The sequence below is a fragment of the Kitasatospora sp. NPDC056446 genome, from assembly GCF_042796115.1.
Classification (GTDB): domain Bacteria; phylum Actinomycetota; class Actinomycetes; order Streptomycetales; family Streptomycetaceae; genus Kitasatospora.
In genome coordinates, this window is the sequence record NZ_JBHTRF010000002.1 from 1 (window position 1) to 25,344 (window position 25,344).

At 75.6% G+C, this 25,344-nt stretch carries 22 protein-coding genes; 18 read left to right on the forward strand and 4 right to left on the reverse strand.

Translation table 11 applies throughout. The features are described 5' to 3' along the window. Positions 1 to 83 precede the first annotated feature (83 nt). Complete coding sequence (locus tag ACFQ6N_RS01625) at positions 84 to 851, reverse strand: NAD-dependent epimerase/dehydratase family protein (protein WP_380646155.1); 768 nt, start codon at positions 849 to 851, stop codon at positions 84 to 86. A 203-nt stretch (positions 852 to 1,054) separates the two neighbouring features. Between ACFQ6N_RS01625 and ACFQ6N_RS01630 the strand changes: the two genes are divergently transcribed. Together ACFQ6N_RS01630 and ACFQ6N_RS01635 are read left to right on the forward strand one after the other, a co-directional pair. After that, a complete protein-coding gene (locus tag ACFQ6N_RS01630) occupies positions 1,055 to 2,269 on the forward strand; it encodes a sensor histidine kinase (RefSeq protein ID WP_380646156.1) in 1,215 nt (404 codons plus the stop codon). Beyond that, complete coding sequence (locus ACFQ6N_RS01635) at positions 2,266 to 2,871, forward strand: response regulator (protein WP_380646157.1); 606 nt, start codon at positions 2,266 to 2,268, stop codon at positions 2,869 to 2,871. The genes ACFQ6N_RS01630 and ACFQ6N_RS01635 overlap by 4 nt, the downstream gene beginning before the upstream one ends. A gap of 130 nt (positions 2,872 to 3,001) precedes the next feature. Here ACFQ6N_RS01635 and ACFQ6N_RS01640 read toward each other — a convergent pair whose 3' ends face one another. After that, positions 3,002 to 4,051 carry a methyltransferase gene (locus ACFQ6N_RS01640; protein WP_380646158.1) on the reverse strand — a complete coding sequence of 350 codons (1,050 nt, stop codon included), beginning with the start codon at positions 4,049 to 4,051 and terminating at the stop codon, positions 3,002 to 3,004. 159 nt (positions 4,052 to 4,210) lie between these two features. Between ACFQ6N_RS01640 and ACFQ6N_RS01645 the strand changes: the two genes are divergently transcribed. From ACFQ6N_RS01645 to ACFQ6N_RS01680, 8 genes are all read left to right on the forward strand, one after another. Beyond that, positions 4,211 to 5,449, forward strand: coding sequence for a nucleotide disphospho-sugar-binding domain-containing protein (locus ACFQ6N_RS01645; protein WP_380646159.1), 1,239 nt, complete (start codon positions 4,211 to 4,213; stop codon positions 5,447 to 5,449). Continuing rightward, on the forward strand, positions 5,446 to 6,417 hold the full coding sequence (locus tag ACFQ6N_RS01650; protein WP_380646160.1) for an NAD-dependent epimerase/dehydratase family protein: 972 nt from the start codon (positions 5,446 to 5,448) through the stop codon (positions 6,415 to 6,417). The genes ACFQ6N_RS01645 and ACFQ6N_RS01650 overlap by 4 nt, the downstream gene beginning before the upstream one ends. Before the next feature lie 60 nt (positions 6,418 to 6,477). After that, on the forward strand, positions 6,478 to 7,785 hold the full coding sequence (gene rfbH, locus ACFQ6N_RS01655) for a lipopolysaccharide biosynthesis protein RfbH (protein WP_380646161.1): 1,308 nt from the start codon (positions 6,478 to 6,480) through the stop codon (positions 7,783 to 7,785). A gap of 50 nt (positions 7,786 to 7,835) precedes the next feature. Further along, positions 7,836 to 8,327, forward strand: coding sequence for a PH domain-containing protein (locus ACFQ6N_RS01660; RefSeq protein WP_380646162.1), 492 nt, complete (start codon positions 7,836 to 7,838; stop codon positions 8,325 to 8,327). Next, positions 8,324 to 9,934: a PH domain-containing protein gene (locus tag ACFQ6N_RS01665; RefSeq protein ID WP_380646163.1), complete on the forward strand. Its 1,611-nt coding sequence runs from the start codon at positions 8,324 to 8,326 to the stop codon at positions 9,932 to 9,934. The genes ACFQ6N_RS01660 and ACFQ6N_RS01665 overlap by 4 nt, the downstream gene beginning before the upstream one ends. Before the next feature lie 232 nt (positions 9,935 to 10,166). Then, positions 10,167 to 11,381: a hypothetical protein gene (locus ACFQ6N_RS01670; protein WP_380646164.1), complete on the forward strand. Its 1,215-nt coding sequence runs from the start codon at positions 10,167 to 10,169 to the stop codon at positions 11,379 to 11,381. A gap of 119 nt (positions 11,382 to 11,500) precedes the next feature. Continuing rightward, positions 11,501 to 12,418, forward strand: a complete 918-nt coding sequence (locus tag ACFQ6N_RS01675) for an ATP-binding cassette domain-containing protein (protein ID WP_380646165.1) — start codon at positions 11,501 to 11,503, stop codon at positions 12,416 to 12,418. 1 nt (position 12,419) lies between these two features. Further along, entirely contained in the window at positions 12,420 to 13,148 is a 729-nt protein-coding gene (locus tag ACFQ6N_RS01680; protein WP_380646166.1) for an ABC transporter permease, read from the forward strand. Positions 13,149 to 13,248: 100 nt separating this feature from the next. Here ACFQ6N_RS01680 and ACFQ6N_RS01685 read toward each other — a convergent pair whose 3' ends face one another. Beyond that, positions 13,249 to 13,995 carry an SDR family NAD(P)-dependent oxidoreductase gene (locus ACFQ6N_RS01685; RefSeq protein WP_380646167.1) on the reverse strand — a complete coding sequence of 249 codons (747 nt, stop codon included), beginning with the start codon at positions 13,993 to 13,995 and terminating at the stop codon, positions 13,249 to 13,251. A 237-nt stretch (positions 13,996 to 14,232) separates the two neighbouring features. Between ACFQ6N_RS01685 and ACFQ6N_RS01690 the strand changes: the two genes are divergently transcribed. From ACFQ6N_RS01690 to ACFQ6N_RS01705, 4 genes are all read left to right on the forward strand, one after another. Beyond that, complete coding sequence (locus tag ACFQ6N_RS01690) at positions 14,233 to 15,384, forward strand: nucleotide disphospho-sugar-binding domain-containing protein (protein ID WP_380646168.1); 1,152 nt, start codon at positions 14,233 to 14,235, stop codon at positions 15,382 to 15,384. Between the two features lie 155 nt (positions 15,385 to 15,539). After that, positions 15,540 to 16,958, forward strand: a complete 1,419-nt coding sequence (locus ACFQ6N_RS01695; protein WP_380646169.1) for an NDP-hexose 2,3-dehydratase family protein — start codon at positions 15,540 to 15,542, stop codon at positions 16,956 to 16,958. Then, the gene (locus ACFQ6N_RS01700) at positions 16,955 to 17,938 is read left to right on the forward strand and encodes a Gfo/Idh/MocA family protein (protein WP_380646171.1); all 984 of its coding nucleotides are present in this window, start codon (positions 16,955 to 16,957) and stop codon (positions 17,936 to 17,938) included. Before ACFQ6N_RS01695 ends, ACFQ6N_RS01700 begins: the two co-directional genes overlap by 4 nt. Before the next feature lie 30 nt (positions 17,939 to 17,968). After that, the gene (locus tag ACFQ6N_RS01705) at positions 17,969 to 19,123 is read left to right on the forward strand and encodes a nucleotide disphospho-sugar-binding domain-containing protein (RefSeq protein ID WP_380646172.1); all 1,155 of its coding nucleotides are present in this window, start codon (positions 17,969 to 17,971) and stop codon (positions 19,121 to 19,123) included. Between the two features lie 49 nt (positions 19,124 to 19,172). On the opposite strand, the gene ACFQ6N_RS01710 is transcribed toward ACFQ6N_RS01705, so the two are convergent. Then, the gene (locus tag ACFQ6N_RS01710; protein WP_380646173.1) at positions 19,173 to 19,928 is read right to left on the reverse strand and encodes an NAD-dependent epimerase/dehydratase family protein; all 756 of its coding nucleotides are present in this window, start codon (positions 19,926 to 19,928) and stop codon (positions 19,173 to 19,175) included. Between the two features lie 239 nt (positions 19,929 to 20,167). On the opposite strand from ACFQ6N_RS01710, the gene ACFQ6N_RS01715 reads away from it, so the two are divergent. The 4 genes from ACFQ6N_RS01715 to ACFQ6N_RS01730 all read left to right on the forward strand — a co-directional run bounded on the left by ACFQ6N_RS01715 (position 20,168) and on the right by ACFQ6N_RS01730 (position 25,236). Further along, on the forward strand, positions 20,168 to 21,409 hold the full coding sequence (locus ACFQ6N_RS01715) for a nucleotide disphospho-sugar-binding domain-containing protein (protein ID WP_380646174.1): 1,242 nt from the start codon (positions 20,168 to 20,170) through the stop codon (positions 21,407 to 21,409). A gap of 100 nt (positions 21,410 to 21,509) precedes the next feature. Then, entirely contained in the window at positions 21,510 to 22,751 is a 1,242-nt protein-coding gene (locus tag ACFQ6N_RS01720; protein WP_380646175.1) for a nucleotide disphospho-sugar-binding domain-containing protein, read from the forward strand. Beyond that, positions 22,748 to 23,986 (forward strand): glycosyltransferase, encoded by a 1,239-nt coding sequence (locus tag ACFQ6N_RS01725; protein ID WP_380646176.1) that lies wholly within the window; start codon positions 22,748 to 22,750, stop codon positions 23,984 to 23,986. The genes ACFQ6N_RS01720 and ACFQ6N_RS01725 overlap by 4 nt, the downstream gene beginning before the upstream one ends. A gap of 17 nt (positions 23,987 to 24,003) precedes the next feature. Beyond that, positions 24,004 to 25,236 (forward strand): nucleotide disphospho-sugar-binding domain-containing protein, encoded by a 1,233-nt coding sequence (locus ACFQ6N_RS01730; RefSeq protein WP_380646177.1) that lies wholly within the window; start codon positions 24,004 to 24,006, stop codon positions 25,234 to 25,236. Positions 25,237 to 25,344: the final 108 nt, after the last annotated feature.

The window sequence follows — 25,344 nt, forward strand, 5'->3', positions numbered from 1 at the left end:
GGGCCGCGCGGTGCGCGGTCCCGCCGGCGGCGGTCGTCCGGGTACCGGACCGGCGGTCGACGTCCGGTCCCGGGCCCTCTGGTTCAGGCCCGGTCGGCCGAGCGCCCGACCAGGCCGGCCAGCAGCCGGGCACCGATGACGCGCCGGTAGTAGTCCGGGCCGAAGCCCAACCCGGAGAGCCCGGGCACCAGTCGGGCCAGCCGGTCGGTGCTGACGTACCCGTTCCCGGGGGTGGACTCGGTGACCTCGCGGTTCGCGCGCAGGCCCAGGGAGAGTTCGAGATGGTCGAGGACCGCCTCGATCGGCACCGGGTGGCCGGACGCCACGTTCACCACCTGGCGGCTCACCCCCGTCTCCAGCAGCACGTCGAGGATCCGCACCATGTCGGCCACGTCCAGCAGGTCGCGGCTGGCGCCGCTGCGCACCTGGACGACGCCGCCCCGGATCTGCGCCACCAGCGCGGGAATCAGCTGGTGGCCGCGCTGGTGCTCGCCCACCAGGTGGCTCAGCCGCAGGATCAGGTGGTCCGCGCCGGACTCCCGGACGGTCTCCTCCAGGCCGAGCTTGTGCGCCGCGTAGGGCGTGCTCGCCACCACCGGCTCGTCCTCGCGGCCGCCGCACCCGGGTGCGCCGTAGACGCCCGAGGACGCCGTCGAGAAGAACACCAGCCGGCGTCCGTCGGCGGTGGCCTTGGCGAGCGCGGACTCCAGCAGCTCCGCCTCGCGCCGGAACTCCACCTCCGAGGTACCCGCGGTACTGGACACGCCGGCGGCCAGGATCAGCGCGTCGGGGTGGGAGGCGGCAAGCGGCTCAAGGTTACGGGCGATGAATCCCCGGCCGATAATCTCCATCAGACAGCTCCTTGTCTTCCAGCCCACGCCCCTGGGCGGCGGACGTTCACCGTCGGGCAAGTGCACGCTATGGCGGGCACCTCGAATGTGGGTCCAGGGCGGTTCGAAGATCGCGGAGCACCCCGACGGACCGGGTCCGAACGGGCAGGCGGACGGGCGGACGGGGTGACGGAGCCGCGGGGCGACGGAGGAGGGGGACTTCCATGGGGTGGAGGACGACCGGTGACGAACCGGTCCTGACGGTGCCGGGCGCCGGGCTGCTGGGCGTGTTCGGGCCCGACCCGGGCGGGCCGCGCAGCCGGTGGGGCCTGCTGCTGGGCTCGCTCGGCTGGCTCGTCCCGCTGATCGGCCTGGCGCCGCCGGTCAGCTCGTACCCGTCGCGCGGCCAGGACCTGCTGGCCGTGCTGGGCGTGCTCGGCTTCGGCGCCGCCCACACGCTGGTCACCTGGTCGTTCCACACCGACCGGCTGAGCCGGACGCTGCGGTGCTGGCTGTGCGGCTTCCTCGCGGCGGGCGCCACGGCGCTGCCGCTGCTGCTGGACGACAAGTGGATCGTCGCGATGCCGTACCTGGCCGCGGCCGTGAGCCTCGCCGTCCCGGAACGGCTGCTGTTCGGCTCGGTCGCGGCGCCGGTGCTGCTCGCCACCGTGGTGGCCCGGCGGGTGGAGCCCGCCGAGACCACCTCGGCCGTCGTGATGACGCTGGCTGCGGGCCTGGCCGTGGCCACCTACCGCAGGATGCTGACGCTGATCGCCGACCTGCGCTCGACCCGGCTGCGGCTGGCCGGGCAGGCGGTGGTCGAGGAGCGGCTGCGGATCTCCCGCGACCTGCACGACCTGCTCGGGCACACGCTGCTGAACATCGTGCTCAAGGCCGAGTACATCCGGCGGGTCCAGCGCGGGGCCCCCGAACCGTGGGACCGGCGCGCCGCGGACGTGCTGGCCGAGGCGGAGGAGATCGAACGGATCGGCCGGGAGGCCATCGAGCAGGTCCGTCAGGCGGTCACCGGCTACCGTGAGCACACCCTGACGGCGGCGATCGACAGCGCCCGGAGCTACCTGGCCGACGTCGGCGTCGCGGTACGGATCCGGTCGGAGGCCAACCCGCTGCCGAGCGCGGTGGAGTCCGCGTTCAGCTGGGTGATCAGAGAGGGCGTGACCAACATCGTGCGGCACAGCGGCGCGGACCACTGCGACATCACGGTGGGCCTGGTGGACGGCGCGGCGGAGCTGGAGGTCCGGGACAACGGGACCGGGCCGGTCCGCCCGCCCCAGGGCGCCGGCGGCAACGGCCTGGCCGGGCTCTCCGAGCGGATCGCCCTGCTCGGCGGGCGGCTCAGCGCGGGGCCCGGCCCGGCCGGCGGGTTCCGGCTGCGGGTCGTCCTGCCGCTGGCCGGCGTCGGTCAGGAGGCGTCGTGATCCGCGTCCTGCTGGCGGAGGACCAGGTGATGGTCCGCAACGCCATCGCCCGGCTGCTGGACCTCGAACCCGACCTGGAGGTCGTCGGGCAGGTCGGCAACGGCACCGAGGTGGTGACCGCCGCCGTGGAGAGCCGGGCGGACGTCGCGCTGCTCGACATCGAGATGCCCGGCCGCAGCGGACTGGACGCGGCCGCCGAGCTGGCGCGGGCCCGGCCGGAGTGCCGGACCGTGATCGTGACGATCTACGGGCGGCCCGGCTACCTCCAGCGGGCGATGGAGGCGGGAGCCAGCGGCTTCGTCGGCAAGGACCGCCCGGTGGACGAACTCGCCGAGACGATCCGCCGGGTGCACGCGGGCGAGACCGTGATCGACCCGGAGCTGGCCGCCTCGGCGATGCGGGCCCGGCCCAACCCGCTGACCGAGCGCGAACGCGGCGTGCTGCTGGCCGCCGCGCAGGGCGCCCCGGTGGCCGCCATCTCGGCCAAGGTGCACCTCTCCGAGAAGACGGTGCGCAACTACCTGTCCTCGGCGATCCAGAAGACCGGCACGGCCAACCGCTACGAGGCGGCCCGGGCGGCGATGGCGAACGGCTGGCTCTGAACCGGGAGCGGCCGGCCCACGCGAGCGGCCGGCCCGCGCAACGACGCGGCCACGCAACGACGACGCCACGCAACGACGACGACGCCCGGCGGGCCGGAGCCCGCCGGGCGGCGCGGAGCGGCACGGGCCGTCAGGGCCGCCGGGCGGTCAGCGCGACCGGGAGCAGCCCGGGCCGGGTGTGCAGCTCGACGTCCACCAGCCCCGCCCCGGTGAGCAGTTCGCGGTAGTCGTCCGGCGAGTAGGGCTCGCCGCCCGGGGTGGTGGAGAGCAGCAGCAGCCCGAGCAGGTGGGCCTGGACCTGCTCCCGCTCCCGGCCGTCCTCCGGGGCGAACCCGGCGACCACCAGCCGGCCGCCCGGGGCGAGCACCCCGGTGAGCCGCTCCAGCAGCCGCGCGGACCGCGCCCGGTCGAAGTGGAACAGCAGGTTGGCCGCCACCACGACGTCGTACGGGCCGCCGAGCGGCACGGTGAAGGCGTCCCCCGGCAGGTAGGCCACCCGGTCGGCGACGCCCCGGCGCTCGGCGTGCCCGCGGGCGGCGGCCAGCACCTCCGGCCAGTCCTGGGCCCAGACGCGGGCCCCCGGGTGCCGGGCGGCCAGTTCGAAGCCGGTGACGCCGTGCCCGCAGCCGACCTCCAGGACGCGCAGTCCGGGGCGGTCGGCGGCGAAGCCCGCGAGTTCCTCGGCGACGACGTCGGCGACCCGCTCGGTGACGAAGGTGGTGTGCCGGGCGAAGTCGACCCAGAACGGGAAGCCGGGTGCCAGCGCGTCGGCCCCGGGCACCGGCCCGCCGGTACGGACGGTGCCGGCGAGGTCGCCGAGCGCCCGCCACTCGACGTCCCCGGCCGCCACGTCGACGATGCCGCCGCAGTACCCGGGCGACGTGGTGACCAGCAGTTCCGCCGTCCCCGGCGCGAGCGCGTACCGGCCGTCCCCGAGCGCGGTCAGCAGGCCGAGCCCGGTGAGCGCGCGCAGCATCAGCCGGACGCCCCGCCCGTCCGCGCCCAGCCGGGCCGCGACGCCCGCCGCGTCCAGCGGCCCGTCGTCGAGTTCGTCGAAGATCCGCAGGTCGATGGCGGCCCGCAGCGCGGCGGTGGCCTTGAACCCGGCCATCATGCCGAAGAGCCGCTCGCGGCTCAGGCCCTCGCCGCCCGGCCCCGCGGGCCCCTGCTTCCCGTTCACGTCCCACCGCTTCCTGTCCGACGGCACCGCTCCGATTCCGGCGACACCCTCGCCGGGGCCGGTGCAGTCCCGCTGGAGCCTGGGTAGGACCCGGCCGGGCGGGCGACCTCGATCCGGGCTGGAGCGGGACTCCAGCGGCCACCGGAAGGCTCGGCCGCCATGCGCGTACTGTTCACGACGTCGGAGTGGCCGACGCACTTCTTCCCGATGGTCCCGCTCGGGTGGGCCCTGCAGTCCGCCGGCCACGAGGTCCGGGTGGCGTGCGCGCCCTCCCTGGTGCCGGTGGTCCGGCGGTCGGGCCTGGTCCCGGTGCCGCTGCTCGGCGGCCCCGACCCCGCGTTCAAGACCCGGCTGGCCCGGTACTGGGAGTTCGCCGCCCGGCAGCGGCCGGTCGAGCCCGGCGAACTGCTCCACCCGGTCACCGCGGCGCCGATGGACCGGCTGGAGGACTTCGACTTCGCCGCCTACCGCGCCGTCCACCGCGACGCCAACCTGCGGACGATGCGCGACAGTTGCGACCGGATCGCGGAGTTCGCCCGGGACTGGCGGCCCGGCCTCGTGGTGACCGAGCCGCAGAACGTGGAGGGCGTGCTGGCCGGGCGGCTGCTGGACGTCCCGGTGGTCTGCCAGCTCTTCGGCCTGGTCGGCACCGACGAGACCGAGCCCGGCCTGGACATCGTGCTGGAGGACCACAGCGACTCCTTCGCCCGGTACGGCCTGCCGCCGATGGGCGCCGGGCTGATCGACGCGGTGCTGGACCCGTGCCCGCCGAGCGCCGCGCCCCGGACCCTGCGGCCCGCCCTGCCGGTCCGCTACGTGCCGTACAACGGGCCCGGCGACGCACCGCCGTGGGCCGGTGCGCGGCCGGACGGCGGCCGGCCCCGGGTGCTGATCGCCTGGGGCACCTCGGTGTCGGGGATCTACGGCAGCCGGGCCTTCCTGGTGCCGGACCTGCTGCGCGCCCTGGCCGGAGCGGACACCGAGGTGGTGATCACCGCGGCCGACGCCGACCGGACCGGCCTGGCGGCCGGGCGCCCGGGGGTGCGGGTCCTCGACCGCTGGTGCCCGCTGAAGCTGCTGCTGCCGACCTGTGACGCCGTCGTCCACTACGGCAGCGGCGGCACCGGGATGACGGCGATGGCCGCCGGGGTGCCGCAGCTCGCCCTGCCGTTCTCCGCCGAGCAGCGGATGAACAGCGCCCGGCTGACCGCCGCGGGGGCCGGCTTCCGGCTGGACGGCTTCGACGCCGACCCGGCGGCGGTCGCCGACCGGGTCGCCCGGCTGCTGGTCGAGCCGGCGCACCGGGAACGGGCCCGGGCCCTGCGGGAGGAGGCGCTGGCCCGGCCGGCCCCCGCCGACCTGGTGCCGCGCCTGCTCGACCTGGCCGCCGCCCGGTGAGCGCCCGCACCGCGCTCGTCCTCGGCGGGACGGGCTTCGTCGGACGGCACGTCTGCGCCGCCCTCGCCGGGGACGGCTACCGCACCCTCGCGGTGGGCCGCCGGCCCGCCGGGGCCGCCGCTCCCCCGCCGGACACCGGCTACCGGGTCCTGGCCGGGTCCACCCCCGCCGCCCTGGGCGCGCTGTTCGACACCGAGCGGCCCGACCTGGTGGTCAACGCGGCCGGCACGGTCTGGCAGCCCGACCCCGAACGGATGGCCCGGGACAACGCCGGGCTGGTGACCTCCCTGGTCACCGCCGCGGCCGCCCGGCCGGCCCCGCCCCGGCTGGTCCAGCTCGGCTCGGTGCACGAGTACGGGCCGACCCCGGACGGGGAGCCGATCGCCGAGGACCGCCCCGAGCGCCCGGAGACCCCGTACGGCCGGACCAAGCTGCAGGGCACCCGGACGGTCCTGGCGGCCCGCGGCGTCCCGGCCGTGGTGCTGCGCGTCTCCAACGTGCTGGGCCCGGGGGCGCCCACCGGGAGCCTGCCCGGCCTGGTCGCGGCCCGGCTGGCGCAGGCGCGGCGGGACGGCACCGAGGCCGTCCTGGAGCTCAGCCCGCTGATCGCCAGACGGGACTTCGTCGACGCCCGGGACGTGGGCGCGGCGGTGCTGTGCGCGGCCGGGGCCGACGGGGCCGTCGGCCGGATCGTCAACATCGGCAGCGGCGCCGCCACCGGGGTCCGGGAGCTGGTCGCCGAGCTGGTGCGGATCAGCGGGGTGCCGGCCCGGGTGGTGGAACGGGGCGAGCAGGAGGGCACCCGCAGCCGCTCGATGGACTGGCAGCAGCTCGACGTCGCGCTCGCCGCGCGGCTGCTCGGCTGGCATCCCCGCAGGTCCGTGACCGCGTCGCTCGCCGACCTCTGGCACTCCGTCGTTTTCGGCCCACACTCGACGGTTTCTCAAGGTCCGGGCAGCACGCTCTGACCGGTGCGGTACCGCGAGGTCGCCCACCCGACCGGAACTTCCCACTTGATGGAGGCAGGCATGACCGCCCGTTCGAAGGACCTGCTGCTGGAGGAAGTGCGCAAGTACCACCAGGAGCACTCGCAGGAGAAGGAGTTCGTCCCGGGAGTGACCCCGGTCCTGTCCTCGGGTGCCGTGCTGGACGAGGACGACCGGGTCGCGCTCGTCGAGGCCGCCCTGGACATGCGGATCGCCGCCGGGGTGCACTCGCGCCGGTTCGAGTCGGCCTTCGCCCGCACCATGGGCATGCGCAAGGCGCACCTCACCAACTCCGGTTCGTCCGCCAACCTGCTGGCCCTCAGCGCGCTGACCTCACCGCAGCTGGGCGACATGCGGCTGAAGCCCGGCGACGAGGTGATCACCGTCGCCGCCGGCTTCCCGACGACCGTCAACCCGATCCTGCAGAACCAGCTCGTCCCGGTCTTCGTGGATGTCGAACTCGGCACCTACAACGCCTCGTTGGCGCAGATCGAGGAAGCCATCGGCCCCCGCACCCGGGCCATCATGATCGCCCACTCGCTGGGCAACCCGTTCCCGGTGGCCGAGGTCGCCGAACTGGCCAAGCAGCGCGACCTCTTCCTCATCGAGGACAACTGCGACGCGGTCGGCTCGCTCTACCAGGGCAAGCCCTGCGGCAGCTTCGGCGACGTGTCGACGGTCAGCTTCTACCCGGCGCACCACCTCACCATGGGCGAGGGCGGCTGCGTGCTGACCAACAACCTGCCGCTCGCCCGGATCATCGAGTCGTTCCGCGACTGGGGCCGGGACTGCTGGTGCGAGCCCGGCGAGGACAACCGCTGCCTGAAGCGCTTCGAGTACCAGCTGGGCACGCTGCCCAAGGGCTACGACCACAAGTACACGTTCTCGCACGTCGGGTACAACCTGAAGTCGACCGACCTCCAGGCCGCGCTCGGGCTCAGCCAGCTGCGCAAACTGCCCGAGTTCAGCGAGGCGCGCCGGCGCAACTGGCAGCACCTGCGCACCGCCCTGGACGGCGTCCCCGGCCTGCTGCTGCCCGAGCCCACCCCGGGCTCCGACCCGAGCTGGTTCGGCTTCGTCATCACCGTCGACCCCGGGGCCGGGTTCACCAAGTCCGGCCTGGTCGACTTCCTGGAGTCCCGGCGGATCGGCACCCGCCAGCTGTTCGGCGGCAACCTGACCCGCCACCCGGCCTACCAGGACCGGGAGTTCCGCGTCGTCGGCGACCTGCGCAACAGCGACATCGTCACCGAGCACACGTTCTGGGTCGGGGTGTACCCGGGGCTCACCTCTGAAATGCTTGACTACGTCGCGGATTCCGTCCGTGAGTTCGCCCTGAAGCACGCCTGATCGATGCCGGTGCGTCCGGCTTCCCGGCACCGGCGGACCGAGGAGACCCGATGAGCCCCACCCACGCCGAGCCGGTGCTGCGACCGCCGCGCCACCTGGTCAGCCCACGGGCCGTCCGCTACTGGACGGCCAAGGCGGCCCTGGCCTGGCTGCTCCCGCTCGCCGGCGCGACGGCCGCGGCCCTGGCCGGCCCGGTGCCCGGCTGGGTCCCGGCGGCCGTCGCGGTGCTCGCGGCGGCCCACCTCGCGGTGATGCCGCGCTGGCGGTACCGCGTGCACCGCTGGGAGGCCACGCCCGAGGCGATGTACCTCCAGTACGGCTGGTTCAGCCAGGAGCAGCGGATCGCCCCGCTGTCCCGGATCCAGACCGTGGACTCCCACCGGGGCCCGCTGGAGGCGCTGTTCGACCTGGCCAACGTCACCGTCACCACGGCGTCGGCGGCCGGACCGCTGCGCGTCCACGGCCTGGACCGGACCGAGGCCCAGCGGCTGGTCGACCGGCTGACCGAGGCGGCGCAGCGCGGCGAGGACGACGCCACGTGACCGGGGAGACCACCCGCCCGGCCGCGGCGGCCGACCCCGAGCACTGGCAGCGGCTCGACCGCCGGATGCTCGTCATCCACCCGGTGCAGGAGCTGGTCCGCGCGCTCCCGGGACTGCTCATGGTGCTCCTCCTCAACCGGGACGGCGAGCACCGGCCACTGTGGGCGTTCGGGGCGACCGCCCTGGTGCTGCTGCTCGGCATCGCGCGCTGGGCCACCACCGGGTACCGGGTGACGCCCCGCCGGATCATGGTCCGGCGCGGGGTGCTGCGCCGCAGCGTGGTGAGCGTCCCCCGGGACCGGGTGCGCTCGGTGGACCTCAGCGCCCCGCCGGTGCACCGGCTGCTCGGCCTGACCAGGATCACCATCGGCACCGGGCAGTCCGACCGCAAGGGCGAGGGGCTGCGGCTGGACTCGCTCTCGCACACCGCCGCCGCCGGGCTGCGGGACGAACTCCTCGGCCGCGCACGGGAAGCGCCCGCGGCCCCTGCCACCGCACCCGTCACCGATCCCGCCGGTGCGCCGGCCACCGCACCGGCCGCACCGGCACGGGCCGCCGACCCCGAGGGCACGGTGCTGGCCGACTGGCGGCCGGGCTGGCTGCGGATGGGCCCGTACGGCCTGTCCGGGGTGCTGATCGCCGGCACCCTGCTGACCCTGGCACTGCGCACGCTCACCGACTCGCGGATCGACCCGGGCCGCCTGCCGGCCGTCTCCGCCGTGGTCGACGCCGTCGACGGGCTCGCGGTGCCGGTCCGGGTCGCCGTCCTGGCGCTCGCCTGCCTGCTGGCGGTCGCCGCGCTGTCCACGGTCGGCCACCTCCTGGTGTTCTGGCGGTTCCGGCTGGTCCGGACGCCGACCGGGGTGCTCCAGGTCTCCCGGGGGCTGGTCAGCCGCCGGGTCATCGCGATCGACGAGGCCCGGCTGCGGGGCGTCGAGATCAGCGAACCACTGCTGCTGCGGCTGGCCGGCGGCGCCCGGTGCATCGGCATCACCACCGGCCTGCGGGTCGGCCGGGGCGCGGAACGCGGCGGCTCGCTGCTGGTGCCCCCGGCACCGGTGGCCGAGGTGCTGGCCGCCGCCCGGGCGCTGCTCTCCGAACCGACCGCCGCGGACGGGCCGCTGGAGCGCCCGGCCCCGGCGGCCCGACGGCGCCGGTACACCCGGGCGCTGGGCGGCTGGGCGGTGCTGTCCGCACTCGTGCTGTGGCTCGCCCCGGAGTGGGCCCGACCGCTGCCCGCGGTGCTGCTGCCGCTCGCGCTGCTGCTCGCGGCGGACCGGGTCCGCGGGCTCGGCCACGCCCTGGCCGGGCGGACCCTGGTGGTCCGGCGCGGCTCGCTGGTGCGCCGCCGGCACGCGCTGGACGGCGCGGGCGTCATCGGCTGGAACCTGCGCCGCTCGCCCTTCCAGCGCCGGGCCGGGCTGGTCACCCTCACCGCGACCACCGCGGCGGGCCACCAGAAGCTGTCCGCCCAGGACCTGACCGACCGGCAGGCGATGGCGGTGGTGCTCGGGCTGAGCCCCGAGCTGCTCGAACCCTTCCTGGTCCGCCCGGACGCCCCCGAGCCGGCCGCCGGCCGTCCGGGACCGGCTCCGGACCCGGCCTGACCGGGCAGCCGCCCGTCCGCCCCGCGCCGCCTTGCCCCCCGGGCACGGCGGCGCGCGTCGTACGGCCCCTGCGAACCCCCGTTCCGCCCCGCGTGAACCCCGTACGGACCCCGTACGGACCCCGTGCGCCCCCCGGCGGGATCCCGCCGGATCTCCAGCAGGCCTCAACCCGGACCCGAAGACGGCCCGAAACGCTGTCCCTGTCCCCGAGCCCACACCTGGAGAGGCGCGCATGACCACCGAACCGACCGCATTCCCCGTGGAGTCGCTGATCCTCGCCGCGACCGCCCGGGAGGCGGATCTGCTCCGCCTGATCCACGAGCACGGGCTGGCCGCCTTCGCCGAGGCCCTGGTCGCCGAGACGGCCGGCCGGTGCGACCTGCTGCCGCTGGACCGGGCGATCCCGGTCGGCGTGCGGGTGGTCCACGGCGAGGAGGCCGCGGAGTTCCTGATCACCGTCTCCGCCCAGGGCGCCCACCACGAGCGCGGCAACGCCGCCGAGGGCTGCGCCGTGATCGAGACCGAGGCGCTCCCGCTGGCCCGCAGCGTCTACGGGCCGCCCTCCTTCGACGGCATCGCCACCCGGACGGTCACCGTCCGCGCCGAGGCGGCCGGGGAGGACGAGGGGAAGCCGAGCGAGTTCGGGATCGGCTCCTCGGCGCTGCGCCGGGCCGACCGGCCCAACCCGGTCGCGCTGGCCGCCCAGGCGGTGAACACCGCGATGGCCGCCCGCGACCGCGACCTCGGGGACCTCGCGCTGCGCTACGGCAGCGACAAGTGGGGCGTCTGGCACTGGTACGCCCAGCACTACGACCGGCACTTCGGCCCGCTGCGGCACGAGCCCCTGCGGATCCTGGAGATCGGCATCGGCGGCTACTCCGACCCGGCCGCCGGCGGGGGCTCGCTGCGGATGTGGCGCGGCTACTTCCCGCGCGCGGTCGTCCACGGCCTGGACATCTACGACAAGTCCGGTTCGGACGAGCCGCGGATCCGCACCCACGTCGGCAGCCAGGACGACGCCGAGTACCTGCGCCGCTTCGCCGAGGAGCACGGCCCGTTCGACATCGTGATCGACGACGGCAGCCACGTGAACGCGCACATCCTGGCCTCCTTCCAGGTGCTGTTCCCGTACGTGCGCCCCGGCGGCTGGTACGCGATCGAGGACGTCCAGACCTCGTACTGGCCGCAGTACGGCGGCACCAGCGGCACCCGGGCCGGCGCCGGCACCAGCATCGGGCTGCTCAAGGAGCTGCTGGACGGGCTGGAGCACCAGGAGGCCAACCAGCCGCGCGGCCACCGGCCTTCGTACACCGACCGGCACGTGGTGGGCCTGCACTGCTACCACAACCTGGCCTTCGTCCAGAAGGGCGTGAACGCCGAGGGCACCGTCCCGGCCTGGGTGAAGCGGACCCCGCTCAGCTACTTCTACCCGAGCCAGGAGTCCTGATCCCGCGCACGGCGCCTCCGCCGCCTCCGGCGACAGCGGCGCGGCGGGACATTTGTCCCGGCCGATCGGTGACCGATACCCCTACTACCCGGCCTGCCCGGAAACCTACGGTGATTGACATGCCGACACAACAGACCGAGGCAGCGGTGACCATCACCGCACTCCACAAGAGCTACGGCAAGGTCCGGGCGGTGGACGGGCTGGACCTCGAACTCGCCCACGGAACCGCGGTGGCCCTGCTCGGGCCGAACGGGTCCGGGAAGTCCACCACCGTGAACACCCTGCTCGGGCTGCTCACCCCCGACTCCGGCTCGGTCCGCGTGTACGGCCACGAGCCCGCGGTCGCGGTGTCCAAGGGCCTGATCGGGGCGATGCTCCAGCAGGGCGCCTACCCGAACAGCGCCAAGGTCAGGGAGGTGCTGAACCTCGCCCGCAACCTGTACCCCGCGCCGGTGCCGCTGGCCGAACTGGCCGAGACGGCCGACCTCACCGACCTGCTCGACCGCAAGGTCAACAACCTGTCGGGCGGCCAGGTGCAGCGGGTCCGCTTCGCCTTCGCGCTGGCCGGCAACCCGAAGCTGCTGGTCATGGACGAGCCGACGGTCGGCCTGGACGTCGACGCCCGGCAGCTGTTCTGGCGCGGCGTCCGGCGCTTCGCCGCCTCCGGCCGCACGGTGCTCTTCTCCACCCACTACCTGGAGGAGGCCGATGCCGCGGCCGACCGGATCGTCGTGATGACCCGGGGCAAGCTCGCCGCCGACTCCACCGGCGAGGAGATCAAGCACCGGTTCACCACCCGGACCGTCAGTTTCCGGATCGGCGAGGACAGTTCGGAAGGCCTCGACCGGTTGCCCGGCGTGCTGAGCGTCGAGATCCACGGCGAACGCGTCCACCTGCGCACCTCCGACTCCGACGCCACCGTCAACGAGCTGCTCGCCACCCGCGGCCCGGTCCGCGAGCTGGAGCTCTCCGGCGGCAGCCTGGAGGACGCCTTCCTCTCCCTCACCGGCGCGGCCGCCGAGAACCCGGAGGCCTGACATGACGTACTACTTCCTCTTCGAGCTCCAGCGGCTCAAGCGCGACCCGCGCTTCCTGGTGCTGACCCTCCTGCTGCCGGTCGCGCTGTACCTGCTGTTCGGCACCATCGGCGGCCAGCCGCCCGGTCCGGAGGCGGACCGCGCGCACACCCTGTCGATGATCGGGATGGCCTGCTACGCGGCCCTCATGGTCACCGTGACCAACGGCGGCAACATCGCCGCCGACCGGGCGCTCGGCTGGACCGCCCTGCTGCGCACCACCCCGCTGGGGGCGCGCGGCGTGGTGCTCGCCAAGATGGCCGGCGGGCTGCTGCTCTGCCTGCCCTCGACGGTGCTGGTGTACGCGGTCGGCGCGTACACCCAGCACCTGGACTTCAGCCTCGGCACCTGGCTGAGCATCGGCGCGCTGACCTGGATCGGCAGCCTGCCCTTCGCCGTCCTGGCGCTCTCGCTCGGCTACGCCAGCTCGCCGCAGTCCGCCGGGCCGACCGTGATGTCGACCGTGCTGGGGCTGTCCGCCCTCGGCGGGCTCTGGATCCCGGTCGACCAGTTCCCCGACGTGCTGAAGGACGTCGCGAAGGCGCTGCCGACCAACCGCTGGGCCTCCCTGAGCCAGAACATCGCGCTGGGTGGCGACTTCCACCCGAGTGACGTGGTGGTCCTGCTGGCCTGGACCGCGGGCTTCGTCCTGCTGGCCCGCCTCTGCTACCGGCGCGGGACCCCCGCCTGAGCCGGTGCGCCGGAGGGCCCGCCCCCTGACCGGGGGGCGGGCCCTCAGTGCTGCGCCGGCGCGGACGGCGGGCCCGTGGGCCGCGTCCACGCGGACGGCGTCAGACCAGCGGGGTGCCGGCCAGCCGGCCGCCGTCGGCCACGAACTCCGAGCCGGTGCAGTACGAGGACTCGTCACCGGCCAGGAACAGCGCCAGCGCGGCGACCTCCTCGGCGGTCCCGGTGCGGCGCAGCGGCAGGCCGCGGGTCAGCCACTTGGTGTCCAGCATCGGCAGGTCGTTCATCGGGGTGTCGATGTGCCCCGGGCAGATCGAGTTGACCCGGATGCCGGACGGGCCGAGCTCCATCGCGGCCGAGCGGGACATCCCGACCACCGCGAACTTGGTGGCGCAGTACGCCGACATCGCGGGCATCCCGGAGAGGCCGCCGATCGAGGCGATGTTGACGATCGAGCCGCCGCCGGCCGCCCGCATCGCGGGGACCACCGACCGGATGCCGAGGAAGACGCCGATCTGGTTGACCTCCACGACCTCGCGGTACTCGGCCAACGAGGTTCGCTCCAGGGGCTGGTGGCGGACGATGCCGGCGTTGTTGACCAGCGCGTCGAGGCGTCCATAGGTGTCCCTGGCCAGGGTGACCACCGAGCGCCAGGCGTCCTCGTCGCGGACGTCCAGTTCGCCGTAGCGGGCGTCCGGGCCGAGCTCCTCGGCCAGCGCCCGGCCCTCCTCGTGCCGGATGTCCGCGAGCACGACCTTGGCGCCCTCGCGCACGAACAGCCGCGCCTCGGCGGCCCCCTGGCCGCGGGCGGCGCCCGAGATGAGTACGACCTTGCCGGTGAGACGCCCCATGGCCGCGTCCGTCCTTCCCCCTGGCCCGGCCCGGACCGGGCCGGCGAACCCCGCCCCCGCCGTTCGGCCGGGGGCCTTCCCGGCGAATCTAGCCAGTCGCCGACGCCCGGAGAAGGTCCGTCAAGGCCGCGCCAGGCAGCCGAGAGCGAGGCTCCACGGGTTCTCCAGCCGCGCTCGGGCCGAGGCCATGAGGGCCGCTGATAGTCAGGACGGGTCGTCGTCCCGAGGAGTTCTGACATGCGTGTACTGGTGACCACTTCGGCCCTGGAAGGGCACTACTTCCCGATGGTGCCGCTGGCCTGGGCACTGCGTTCGTTCGGCCACGAGGTGCTGGTCAGCGCGCCCGAGGGGTTCTCGGACGCGATCGCCCGCACCGGCCTGTCCGCGGCCGGGTTCGCCCCGCCGGTGGAGTTCGACCGGTTCATGCTGCACGACCGCGAGGGCCGCCCGGTCGCCCCGCCGCGCGACCCGCGCGACCGCAAGGAGCACGGCGGTCGGGCCTGGGGCCGGCTGGCGGCCCTGCTGCTGGACCGCACGCTCGACCTGGTCGAGGCGTTCCGGCCGGACCTCGTCATCTGCGAGCCGAACGACTTCGCCGGCCCGCTCGCGGCCGCCCGGTACGGGGTCCCGTGGGTCGAGCACGGCTGGGGCATCATGGGCATGCCCGAGTTCCGGCCGTTCGTGGAACTGGAGCTGGCCCCCGAGCTGGCCCGGCTGGGCCTGCCCGCGCTGCCCCTGCCGGACCTGCGGATCGACACCTGCCCGCCGGGGCTGCGCACCGGCCCGGAGCCCGAGGGCCTGCCGATGCGGTACGTGCCGTACAACGGCACCGGCAGCGCGCCGGACTGGGTGTACGCCGAGCGTTCCAAGCCCCGGGTGTTCGTCACGCTGGGCGGGGTGCTGCCGCGCCACGGGCGCCGGGACTTCCGCGGCATGCTCCGCGAGTGGACCGAGGCGCTGCCCTCGCTCGGGGTCGAGGTGGTGGTCGGCGTCGCCGACGACCTCAGCGAGGCGTGGCGGCCGCTGCCGGACGGCGTCCGGGCGGCCGGCTGGCTCCCGCTGGGCGGGGTGCTGCCCGGCTGCGACCTGGTGGTGCACCACGGCGGGGTCGGTTCCACCGTGACCACGGCGCTGGCGGGCCTGCCGCAGCTGATCACCCCGCAGCTGGTCGACCAGTTCGAGAACGCCCGCCGGATCGTCGAGGCCAAGGCCGGACTCTCGCTCCAGCCGGACGAGTTGAGCACCGCGAACGTCCTCGACCGGTGCCGGGAGCTGCTGGCCGACGGCGGCTTCGCGGCCCGCGCCCGGGAGATCGCCGCGGGCAACGCCGACCAGCCCACCCCGGCCGACCTGGCCGGCGAACTGGAGCGGTTCGCGCTGCGCCGGTGACCGGAGCCCGTCCCGAGCCCCGGTCGGCCGCCGGTCCGACCGGGCCGGCGGCCGACCCGTTCACCCGCCCGCACTCGACCGGTCCTCGATCCCCCGCCCGCAGCATCGACTCACCATCGCCCGCGTGCAACGGCGCGCACCAGGGAGGACGTCCCGTGACACCCATCGCAGGTATGGCCCCGCCGCCCGCCCAGGCCGGACCGTGGGGCCCGACCGCCCGCTTCACCGCCTCGGCCCTCGCCGCCGGACACGGCCTGCACCGGACGGAGGAGGTGCACGCGTGGCTGGCCGACCGGATGGCCGTGCACACCTTCGCCGTCACCCCGATCCCCTTCGCCGACCTGGACCAGTGGACCTCGCAGCCGGAGACCGGGAACCTGGCGCACGCCAGCGGCCGGTTCTTCACCGTCGAGGGCCTGCGGGTGAAGACCGACTACGGGCCCGTGCAGGAGTGGTCGCAGCCCATCGTCAACCAGCCCGAGATCGGGATCCTCGGGATCCTGGTCAAGGAGTTCGACGGCGTCCTGCACTGCCTGATGTCCGCCAAGATGGAGCCGGGCAACGTCAACCTGCTCCAGGTCTCCCCGACCGTGCAGGCGACCCGCTCCAACTACACGCGGGCGCACCGGGGTTCGGCGACCGCGTACCTGGAGTACTTCCTCGACCGGGTGCCCGGCAGCCGCGTCCTGGTGGACGTCCTGCAGTCCGAGCAGGGCTCGTGGTTCCACGGCAAGCGCAACCGCAACATGGTCGTGGAGGTCGAGCACGACATCGAGATCGGGCCCGACTACTGCTGGATGACCTTCCACCAGCTCTTCGAACTGCTCTCGCACGACAACCTGGTCAACATGGACGCCCGCACGGTGCTCGCCTGCGTCCCGTTCGCCCCGCCCGGCACCGACCCGCTGAACCCCTCCGGGACGGAGCCGCTGGTCCACGCCGACCTGCTCAGCTGGTTCACCGAGGCCCGCACCCGGTACTTCCTGGAGGCCCACCGGGTGCCGCTGGACGACATCCGGGGCTGGCACCGGACGGCCACCGAGATCGCCCACGACGAGGGCCGGTACTTCCGGGTGATCGCCGTGTCGGTGGCCGCCACCGGCCGCGAGGTCGCCTCCTGGACCCAGCCGCTGATCGCCCCGTGCGAGGACGGCCTGGTCGCGATGTACGTCCGGCGGGTCGCCGGGGAGCTCCAGGCGCTGCTGCACGTCCGGGTCGAGCCCGGCTACCGCGACACCATCGAACTGGCCCCGACCGTCCAGGCCACGCCGGGCAACTACACCGGGCTGCCGCCGGAGGCCTGGCCGCCGCTGCTGGCCGCGGCGGTGAACGCCGACCCGGCGACGATCCGCTACGACACCCTGCTCTCCGAGGAGGGCGGGCGCTTCCACCACGCGCTGAACCGCTACCGGGTGATCGAGGTCGACGAGTCCTTCGAACCTCCCGCGTCCACGGACTTCCGCTGGGTGCCGGTCGGCCTGCTCACCGAGCTGCTGCGGCACAGCCACTACGTCAACGTCCAGGCCCGCAGCCTGGTCGCCTCGCTGCACAGCCTGTGGGCGGTGCGGCGATGACGGTACGGATCGGCGTGCTCGGCACCGCCTCCATCGCCTGGCGGCGCACCCTGCCGGCCTTCGCGGAGGTGCCGGGCCTGGAGCTGGCCGCGGTGGCGAGCCGGGAGCGCGCCTCGGCCGAGCGGTTCACCGAGCGCTTCGGCGGCACCCCCGTCGAGGGCTACCGGCAACTGCTGGAGCGTCCGGACGTGGACGCGGTGTACGTGCCGCTGCCGACCGGCCTGCACCACGAGTGGGTCGCCCGGGCGCTGCGGGCCGGCAAGCACGTGCTGGCCGAGAAGCCGCTCACCGGCTCGGCCGGGCACACCCGCGAGCTGGTCGCGCTGGCCCGCGAGCGCGGGCTGCTGCTCCGGGAGAACCTGATGTTCACCCACCACCACCGGCACGAGCGGGTCCGCCGACTGGTCGCCGACGGCGCCATCGGCGAACTCCGCTCCCTCACCGCCGTGTTCGGCATCCCGCCGCTCCCGGCGACGGACGTCCGCTACCGCCCCGAGCTCGGCGGCGGCGCGCTGCTGGACGTCGGGGTCTACCCGGTGCGGGCCGCCCGGCTCCTGCTCGGCGACGACCTGCGCGTCCTCGGCGCCCACCTGCGCACCGCCGCCCCCGACGGCGTCGACGTGGCCGGTGCCGCGCTGCTCGGCACCCCCGACGGGGTCACCGCGCAGCTCGCGTTCGGCTTCGAGCACCACTACCGCAACGCCTACGAACTCTGGGGCAGCACCGGCCGGATGGTGGTCGACCGGGCGTTCACCCCGCCGGCCGACCAGGAGGTCGACATCCGGATCGAACGCCCGGACGGCGTGGAGACCGTACGGCTCGCCGCGGACCACCAGTTCCGCAACACCGCCGCCGCCTTCGTCCACGACCTCGCCGCGGCCGGCGGCCCGCTGCGGCCCGCCGCCTGGGACGCCTCCGACCGGGACCTGCTGCGCCAGGCCGACCTGGTGGACGCCGTACGCGTCGCGGCGCAGGACTGACCCGCCACCCACCGAAGGGACAACCCCGCCATGCGCCTGCTGTTCGCCACCTCGGCGGTGCCCACGCACCACTTCACCATGCTGCCGTTCGCCTGGGCCGCGCTGGCGGCCGGGCACGAGGTGTGCGTCGCCACCGGGCCGGAGCTGGCCGCCACCGCCGCCCGCTCCGGCCTGCCGGTGGTGCCGGTCGGCCCGCCCGGCGGGTTCGACCGCCGCAACCAGGAGCTGCTGGACCGCGCCCGCGGCAGCGGCGGCGCGGTGCGCTACGACCCCAAGCAGGCCTACTGCGAGGTCGCCGCGGCCATGCTGGACGACCTGGTGGCGCTCACCCGGCGGTGGCGTCCGGACGTCGTGGTGTGGGACCCGGCCTGCTTCGCCGCACCGGTCGCCGCGGCCGTGACGGGCGCCCTCGCGGTCCGCTACCTGTGGGGCGTGGACATCGTCGGGCGCGGCACCACCCTCACCGAGCGCCTCCCGGAGTCCTTCGGGGAGCTCTACGCCCGGTACGGCCTGGAGCGCCCGGCCGACCCTGACTGGTGGACCCTCGACCCGACGCCGCCGGCCACCTGGCCGGTCCGCGGACGGCGGCGCTCGGCCGTCCGCTACGTCCCGCACAGCCCGTACGGGCGGGTGCCCGAGTGGCTGTACGCCGCCCCGGAGCGGCCCCGGGTGGTGGTGACCTTCGGGACCACCACCAGCTCGGAGCACTTCGCGGGCGGTTCGGAGTTCACCCGCTCCCCGCTGATGCGGGCCGCCCTGGACCTGGACGCGGAGCTGCTGCTGGTCGTCCGGCCGGGCGAGGAGCAGCAGTTCACCGGCCTGCCCGGGCAGGTGCGGCCGGTGGCCGGCGCGCCGCTGTCGGCGGTGCTGCGCGGCGCGTCGGCGGTGGTCCACCACGGCGGGAACGGCACCCTGCTGCACGCCTCCTTCGCCGGGGTGCCGCAGCTGGTGCTGCCCGGTTCGCCCGAACAGCGGTTCTCCGCCGAGCAGTTCGGCTGCTACCCGTCGGTGCGCCGGGACGACGCGGCCACCGCCACCGCGGAGTCGCTCGGCGCCCACTTCGCCGAGCTGCTGACCCCCGGGGCGCGCGAGGCGGCCGCCGGGCTGCGCCGCGACATGCTCGGGGCGCCGTCCCCGGCGGCCCTGCTGCCGACCCTGCGGCTGGCGGCGGCGGCCCGGCGCTGAACGGACCGCGCGGGTCCGCGCCGCACCGGCGCCGGCCCGCGCGGAGCGCTCAGCGCCCGCTCGCCACCCCGTGGTCCGCCGCCAGCCGGGCGTCCAGTACACCCCGGAAGTAGTCCGGGCCGAAGCCGAGCCCGCGCACCCCGGGGGCCAGCCGGTGCAGCTTCGCCACGCTGATCACCCCGGGGTCGGCCCGGTCCACCCACTCCGGCTCGGCGGACAGCCCCAGCCGGTGCGCCAGGTGGGCGACGATCTCCTCGACCGGCACCGGGTGCCCCGAGGCCACGTTGACCACCTCGCCGCGCACGCCGGCCGTGAGCAGCGCGTCGGTGATCCACACCATGTGGCGGACGTCCAGCAGGTCCCGCCGCGCCTCCCGCCACAGCCGCACCCGCCCGGTGCGCAGCTGCGCGACCAGCGAGGGGACCAGCTGCCAGGGCTGCTGGTGCGCGCCGACCAGGTGGGACAGCCGCAGCACCAGGTGGTCCACGCCGGAGCCGGTCAGCAGCCGCTCCAGGCTCAGCTTGTGCCGGGCGTAGCGGGTGGCCGGGACGGCCTCCTCCTCGCGGCCCGCGCAGCCCTCGGCCGCGTACACCCCGGAGGACGCCGTGGAGAGGAACACCACCTGCCGGCCGTCCCTGCGGCCGGCCTCGATCGCCCGCTCCAGCAGCTCCCGTTCGCGCCGGAAGTCGGCCTCCCCGGCCGTGGTGGTCCGGGAGACGCCGGCGGCGAGCAGCCGGACGCCGGGGTGCCGGTCGGCGATCGCGGCCACGTGCTGGGCGATGAATCCCCGTCCGATGATCTCCATGTGACAGCTCCTCGTGATGCGTCCCGGACGGGTCCACGCGGGGACGCCCGGACCCGCGGCCGACGCTAGGAAGCCGCCCTCGAAGCCTGCTGCAATCCGGTTGGAGGTAGGGCCCCTCCCCCCGAGCCCCTCGGCCCCCGGTCCCCACCGCAGCCGCCCCTCCAGTGGTGTTCGAGCCGGCGCCCCGAAGGTGGGACGGGGCCGGTGCGGCCCGCTCACGACGGAAGGGGAGCCGACCGATGCGGGTGCTGTTCACCACGGTGGACTGGACCGGACACCTCTACCCGATGGTGCCGCTCGGGTGGGCGCTGCAGGCCGCCGGGCACCAGGTCCGGGTGCTCTGCTCGTCCGGGGTGGCCAGGGCCGCCGAACAGGCCGGGCTCGTCCCGCTGCCGCTGCTGGAGAACACCGGCGTGGTGCAGGCGCGGATGAACAACCACCTGCGCGCCCGCGAGGGCCTCAGCCGGGCCGGCGGCCTCCCGCCGGTGCACCCGCTGACCGGCCGGCCGATGGGGAGCCTCGACGAGTTCGACCTGGACGGCTTCCTGCGCGGCGCCGCCGCGCTCAACTCCCGCTGGCTGGAGCGCCGCAGGCGGCTGCTGGAGGACCTGGCCACCGGCTGGCGGCCGGACCTGGTGGTGCACGACCTGGCGAGCCTGGACGGGCGGGTCGTCGCCGACCGGGTCGGTGTCCCGGCGGTGGCCCACCTGTGGGGCCTGGTGGCCGACGCCGAGACCGACGACCGGATGGACTACCGGCCCGAACGGATCGACGCCGACTTCGCCCGCTTCGAGCTGCGCGGCACCGGCGCCGAGGTCCGCCACCTGGTCGACCCGACCCCGGACGCCCTCGCGCCGCCCACCAGGGCCGCCCGGCTGGCGACCCGCTTCGTCCCGTACAACGGGCCCGGCGGGCTGCCGGCCCGGCTGCTCCGCGACCCGCTGCCGCCCGCCGGCCGGCGCCGGATCTGCGTGGTCTGGGGCACCTCGGTGACCAGGGTGTACGGCCCCGACTCCTTCCTGGTGCCCCGGCTGGTCGAGGCCCTGCGCGGCCTCCCGGACGTCGAGGCCGTGCTCGCCGTGACCGCCGAGGACGCCGCCCGGATCGGCGGACTCCCGGAGAACGTACGGCTGTTGGAGCAGACCCCGCTGCACCTCCTGCTGCCCGCCTGTCACGCGGTGGTCCACAACGGCGCCGCCGGGTCGGCGATGACCGCGCTGGCGGCCGGGGTGCCGCAGCTCGCCGTCGCGGTCTCCGACGAGCAGTACGGCAACGGCGCCCGGATCGCCGCCGCGGGCGCCGGCCTGGTCCTGGACGGCCCGGGAAGCACCCCGCAGGAGCTGCGCGACGCCCTCCGCCGGCTCGTCGACGACCCGGGGCTCGCCGCGACCGCCGACCGGATCGGCCGGGAGAACGCGGCCCGCCCGGCCCCCGCCGCCCTGGTGCCCCGGCTGGAGGCGCTGGCCGCCGGCACCCCCTGATCCCGGCCCCGATCCGGCCGGTCCCGGCCCGGACCCTCCGGCCGGTCCCCCGCCCCGCGCGGAACCCGGAACCCCCGTCACGACACAGGAGCCCCAGTACATGCGTGTGATGTTCGCCGTCTCCGACTACCTGCCGCACTACTTCCCGATGGTCCCGCTGGGCTGGGCGCTGCAGGCGGCCGGCCACGAGGTCCGGGTGGTCTGCGGCGCCGCCCAGCAGCAGTACGTCGAGGGGGCCGGCCTCTCGCCGGTCCCGGTCCTGGAGGACGTCGACATGCTGATGTGGGCCCGTCTCGGCCTGCACCAGGCCGTCCGGGCCGGCACCGCGCCGGCCGAGCTCGACCTCCCGCTGGTCCACCCGGAGACCGGCGCGGAGCTCGGGCACCCGGACGAGTTCGACGTCGACGGGTTCGTCCGCTCGATCCGCGGCCCCGAGGCCGGCAAGGCCGGGCGCCGGATCAACGCCATGGTCGACTTCGCCCGGGAGTGGCGCCCCGACCTGGTGCTGCACGACCTGCTGCACCTGGACGGCGTGGTGCCCGCCCGGGTGCTGGGCGTGCCCGCGATCTGCCACCTGACCGGCCCGATCGGCACCGAGGAGACCGGCTGGGGGCTGGACTTCGTGCCGCGGCACTACAGCCGCGAGTTCGAGCGGCACGGCGTCACCGCGACCGGGCGCGCGCTGATCGACCGGGTGATCGACATCTGCCCGGCCGACCTGGCCCCGCCGACCCGCGCCGAACGGCTGCCGCTGCGCTACGTGCCGTACAACGGCTCCGGCGGGATGGAGCCGTGGATGGCCCGGCCCGCCGCCCGCCCCCGGGTGGTGGTGATGTGGAGCAACACCCTGCCGCACCTGTACGGCGACCGCTCCTTCGCCGTCCCGACGATCCTCGAAGCGCTCGCCGGGCTCGACGTCGAGGTGGTGCTCACCACGAACGCCGCCGGCATCGCCAAGGCCGGCCCGCTGCCGTCCGGCGTCACCGTGGTCGAGCACTGCCCGCTCCACCTGCTGATGCCCACCGCCGACCTGCTGGTGCACAGCGGCGGCGCCGGCGGGCTGCTCACCGCCACCGCGCACGGCGTCCCCCAGCTCGTGGTCGCCTTCGGGGCGGAGTACCGGGCCAACGGCGATCGGATCGAGGCCGCGGGCGGCGGCCGGCTGCTGTCCGGCCCGCACACCGGTGTCGAGGAGCTGCGCCGGAGCGTCCGGGACCTGCTGGAGGACCCGTCCCACCGCGGGGGCGCCGGGAAGCTGCGCGAGCAGAACCTCGACCGGCCCAGCCCGGCCGACTTCACGGAGACCCTGGAGCGGATCGCCGCCGAGGGCGCGGCCCGATGAAGGTCGCCCTCACCGTCTCGGACTACGCCGGGCACTACTACCCGATGATCCCGCTGGCACGGGCGCTGCGCCGGGCCGGCCACCAGGTCACCGTGCTGTGCGGCGAAGGGCACGCCCGCCAGGTGGCGGCCTCGGGCCTGCCCGCCGTGGGCTGCGGCACCGACGTCGACACCGTGGTCCAGGCCCGGCTCGGCGTCTACCTCGACGCGCTGGCCGGGCGGGTCCACCACCCGGGCCTGCCGCTGCTCCACCCGCTCACCGGCGCCGAACTCGACGGCCCCGACGGCTTCGACTGGCCCGCCCACGCCCCCGCGCACGCCGCCGCCGAGGCCGACCGGGGCCGCACCCGCGCCCAGGCCGTGGCCGGCTTCGCCCGCGCCGAACGCCCCGACCTCGTCCTGCACGACCCGCTGTCCCCGGAGGGCATGCTCGCGGCCCACCTCGCGCGGGCCCCCGCCGTCTGCCACCTCTGGGGCCCCACCGGCACCGACGAGACCGCGCACGGCCTGGCGGCGCTCTCCCCCGACCTGCCCGCCCCGGCCCGCGAACGGCTCGGCATCCCCGCCGACGCCGACCTGCTGCGGTACGTGGTGGACCCGTGCCCGCCGCAGGTCGCCCCGCGCACCCGCGCCGAACGGCTCGCCGTCCGCTACGTCCCGTACGAGGGCCCCCGGCCGGACGGCCCGCCGCCCGCGCCGGACGGCCGGCCCCGGGTCTGCGTGGTCTGGAGCAACTCGCTGACCCGGATCTTCGGCCGCGGCTCCTTCGTCGTCCCGAGGATCCTGCGGGCGCTGTCCGGGCGCGGGCTCGACGTGGTCGCGGCCCTGTCCGACGAGGACGCCGCGTCGCTCGGCCCGGTGCCCGACGACGTCCGGGTGCTGCCCGGGCACCGGCTCAGCCGGCTGCTGCCGGGCAGCGCGGCGGTGGTCCACCACGGCGGCGCGGGCTGCGCGATGACCGCGCTGGCCGCCGGGGTGCCGCAGCTGGCGCTGCCGTTCGGCCGGGAGCAGGCGCTGGTCGCCGAGCGGATCGCCGGCTCCGGCGCGGGCCTGGCCCTGCACGGCAGCACGGCGGACGGTGCGGCGATCGCCGCCGCCGTCGACGCACTGCTCACCGCGCCGTCCTTCCGGCAGGCCGCCGCCGCGCTCGCCGCGGCCCACGGCGAGCGCCCCACGCCCGACGAACTGGTCCCGGTGCTGGCCGAGTTGGCCGCCGACCGGGTGTCCCCGCGATAACCGACTGGAGTACCCGCGTGCGCGTCCTGTTCACCGTGTCCGACTACCCGGCGCACTACTTCCCGATGGTCCCGCTGGGCTGGGCCCTGCAGTCCGCCGGCCACGAGGTCCGCGTGGCGTGCGGCCCCGCCCAGGCCGGCGCGGTCGGCCGGGCCGGCCTCGTCCCGGTGCCCGTCCTGGACGGCCCGGACATGCTCGTCCGCGGCCGGATCTTCCACTACTTCGCCGCCCTCGGCGAGGGGGCCGACCGCTCCCTGGGCATGCCGCTGCACCCGGTCACCGGCCGGGTGCTGGAGAAGCCGTCCGACTTCGACTGGCCCCGCTACAAGCGGGAGAACCAGCAGCCCAACCTCGCCGCGATCCGCCGCAGCCTCGACGACACCGTCGGGTTCGCCCGCCAGTGGCGGCCGGACCTCGTGGTGCACGACCTGATGAGCCTGGAGGGCGTGCTGGCCGCCCGGGTGCTGGGCCGACCGGCGCTGTGCCACCTGTGGGGGCCGGTCGGCCCGGAGGAGACCGAGCCCGGCGCCACCCTCGTCCCGCAGGACCACACCGAGAGCTTCGCGCGGCACGGCGTCGGCCCGATGGGCCCCGAGCTCATCGGCCGGATCGTCGACCCCTGCCCGCCGTCGATCGCCGCGCCCTTCGCGGGCGAGCGGCTGCCGGTCCGCCACGTCCCGTACAACGGCACCGGCACCGGGGGCGTCACCGCCCCGGGCCGCCGGGGCGGACGGCCGCGGATCTGCGTGGTCTGGGGCAACTCGCTGGCCGGGCTGCTCGGCCCGCGCTCCTTCCTCGCCCCCAGGATCGCCGCCGCGCTCGGCGGCCTGGACGCCGAAGTCCTGCTGGCCTGCGACCCGGCGGCACTGACCGACGAGCACCGGGCGGCGCTGCCCGGCAACGTCCGGGTGCTCGGCTACGCCCCGCTCGGCCCGCTGCTGCCGACCTGCGACGCGGTGGTCCACCACGGCGGCGCCGGCGGCGGCATGACCGCGGCCGCCGCCGGCGTCCCGCAGCTGGCGCTGCCGTTCACCGTCGAGCAGTCGGTCAACGCGCGCCGGATGGCGCGCAGCGGCGCCGCGCTGGCACTGGACGGCCGGACCGCCGACGAGGCGGCCGTCCGGGCCGCGGTCGAATCGCTGCTGGACGACTCCGGGTACCGTACGGCGGCCGGCGCGCTGGCCGCCGCGATCGCCGAGCGCCCGAGCCCCGCCCGGCTGGTCCGCGACCTGCTGGCCGCCGCCGGCTGACCCGGGCGCCGCGAAGGCCCCGGACCATCCGCTCTCGCGGTGGTCCGGGGCCTTTCGGTTGCCCCGCCCGGCAGTCGGCCGGTCGGCCGGGGCCGGGGCCGGGGCCGG

Coding starts and splice junctions, on each gene's coding strand:
- ACFQ6N_RS01690 (WP_380646168.1), top strand. CDS start 14,233: ATGCGTGTACTGGTGACCACTTCGGCCCTGGAAGGGCACTACTTCCCG.
- ACFQ6N_RS01705 (WP_380646172.1), top strand. CDS start 17,969: ATGCGCCTGCTGTTCGCCACCTCGGCGGTGCCCACGCACCACTTCACC.
- ACFQ6N_RS01685 (WP_380646167.1), bottom strand. CDS start 13,995: ATGGGGCGTCTCACCGGCAAGGTCGTACTCATCTCGGGCGCCGCCCGC.
- ACFQ6N_RS01660 (WP_380646162.1), top strand. CDS start 7,836: ATGAGCCCCACCCACGCCGAGCCGGTGCTGCGACCGCCGCGCCACCTG.
- rfbH (WP_380646161.1), top strand. CDS start 6,478: ATGACCGCCCGTTCGAAGGACCTGCTGCTGGAGGAAGTGCGCAAGTAC.
- ACFQ6N_RS01710 (WP_380646173.1), bottom strand. CDS start 19,928: ATGGAGATCATCGGACGGGGATTCATCGCCCAGCACGTGGCCGCGATC.
- ACFQ6N_RS01680 (WP_380646166.1), top strand. CDS start 12,420: ATGACGTACTACTTCCTCTTCGAGCTCCAGCGGCTCAAGCGCGACCCG.
- ACFQ6N_RS01675 (WP_380646165.1), top strand. CDS start 11,501: ATGCCGACACAACAGACCGAGGCAGCGGTGACCATCACCGCACTCCAC.
- ACFQ6N_RS01670 (WP_380646164.1), top strand. CDS start 10,167: ATGACCACCGAACCGACCGCATTCCCCGTGGAGTCGCTGATCCTCGCC.
- ACFQ6N_RS01700 (WP_380646171.1), top strand. CDS start 16,955: ATGACGGTACGGATCGGCGTGCTCGGCACCGCCTCCATCGCCTGGCGG.
- ACFQ6N_RS01725 (WP_380646176.1), top strand. CDS start 22,748: ATGAAGGTCGCCCTCACCGTCTCGGACTACGCCGGGCACTACTACCCG.
- ACFQ6N_RS01720 (WP_380646175.1), top strand. CDS start 21,510: ATGCGTGTGATGTTCGCCGTCTCCGACTACCTGCCGCACTACTTCCCG.
- ACFQ6N_RS01630 (WP_380646156.1), top strand. CDS start 1,055: ATGGGGTGGAGGACGACCGGTGACGAACCGGTCCTGACGGTGCCGGGC.
- ACFQ6N_RS01715 (WP_380646174.1), top strand. CDS start 20,168: ATGCGGGTGCTGTTCACCACGGTGGACTGGACCGGACACCTCTACCCG.
- ACFQ6N_RS01625 (WP_380646155.1), bottom strand. CDS start 851: ATGGAGATTATCGGCCGGGGATTCATCGCCCGTAACCTTGAGCCGCTT.
- ACFQ6N_RS01645 (WP_380646159.1), top strand. CDS start 4,211: ATGCGCGTACTGTTCACGACGTCGGAGTGGCCGACGCACTTCTTCCCG.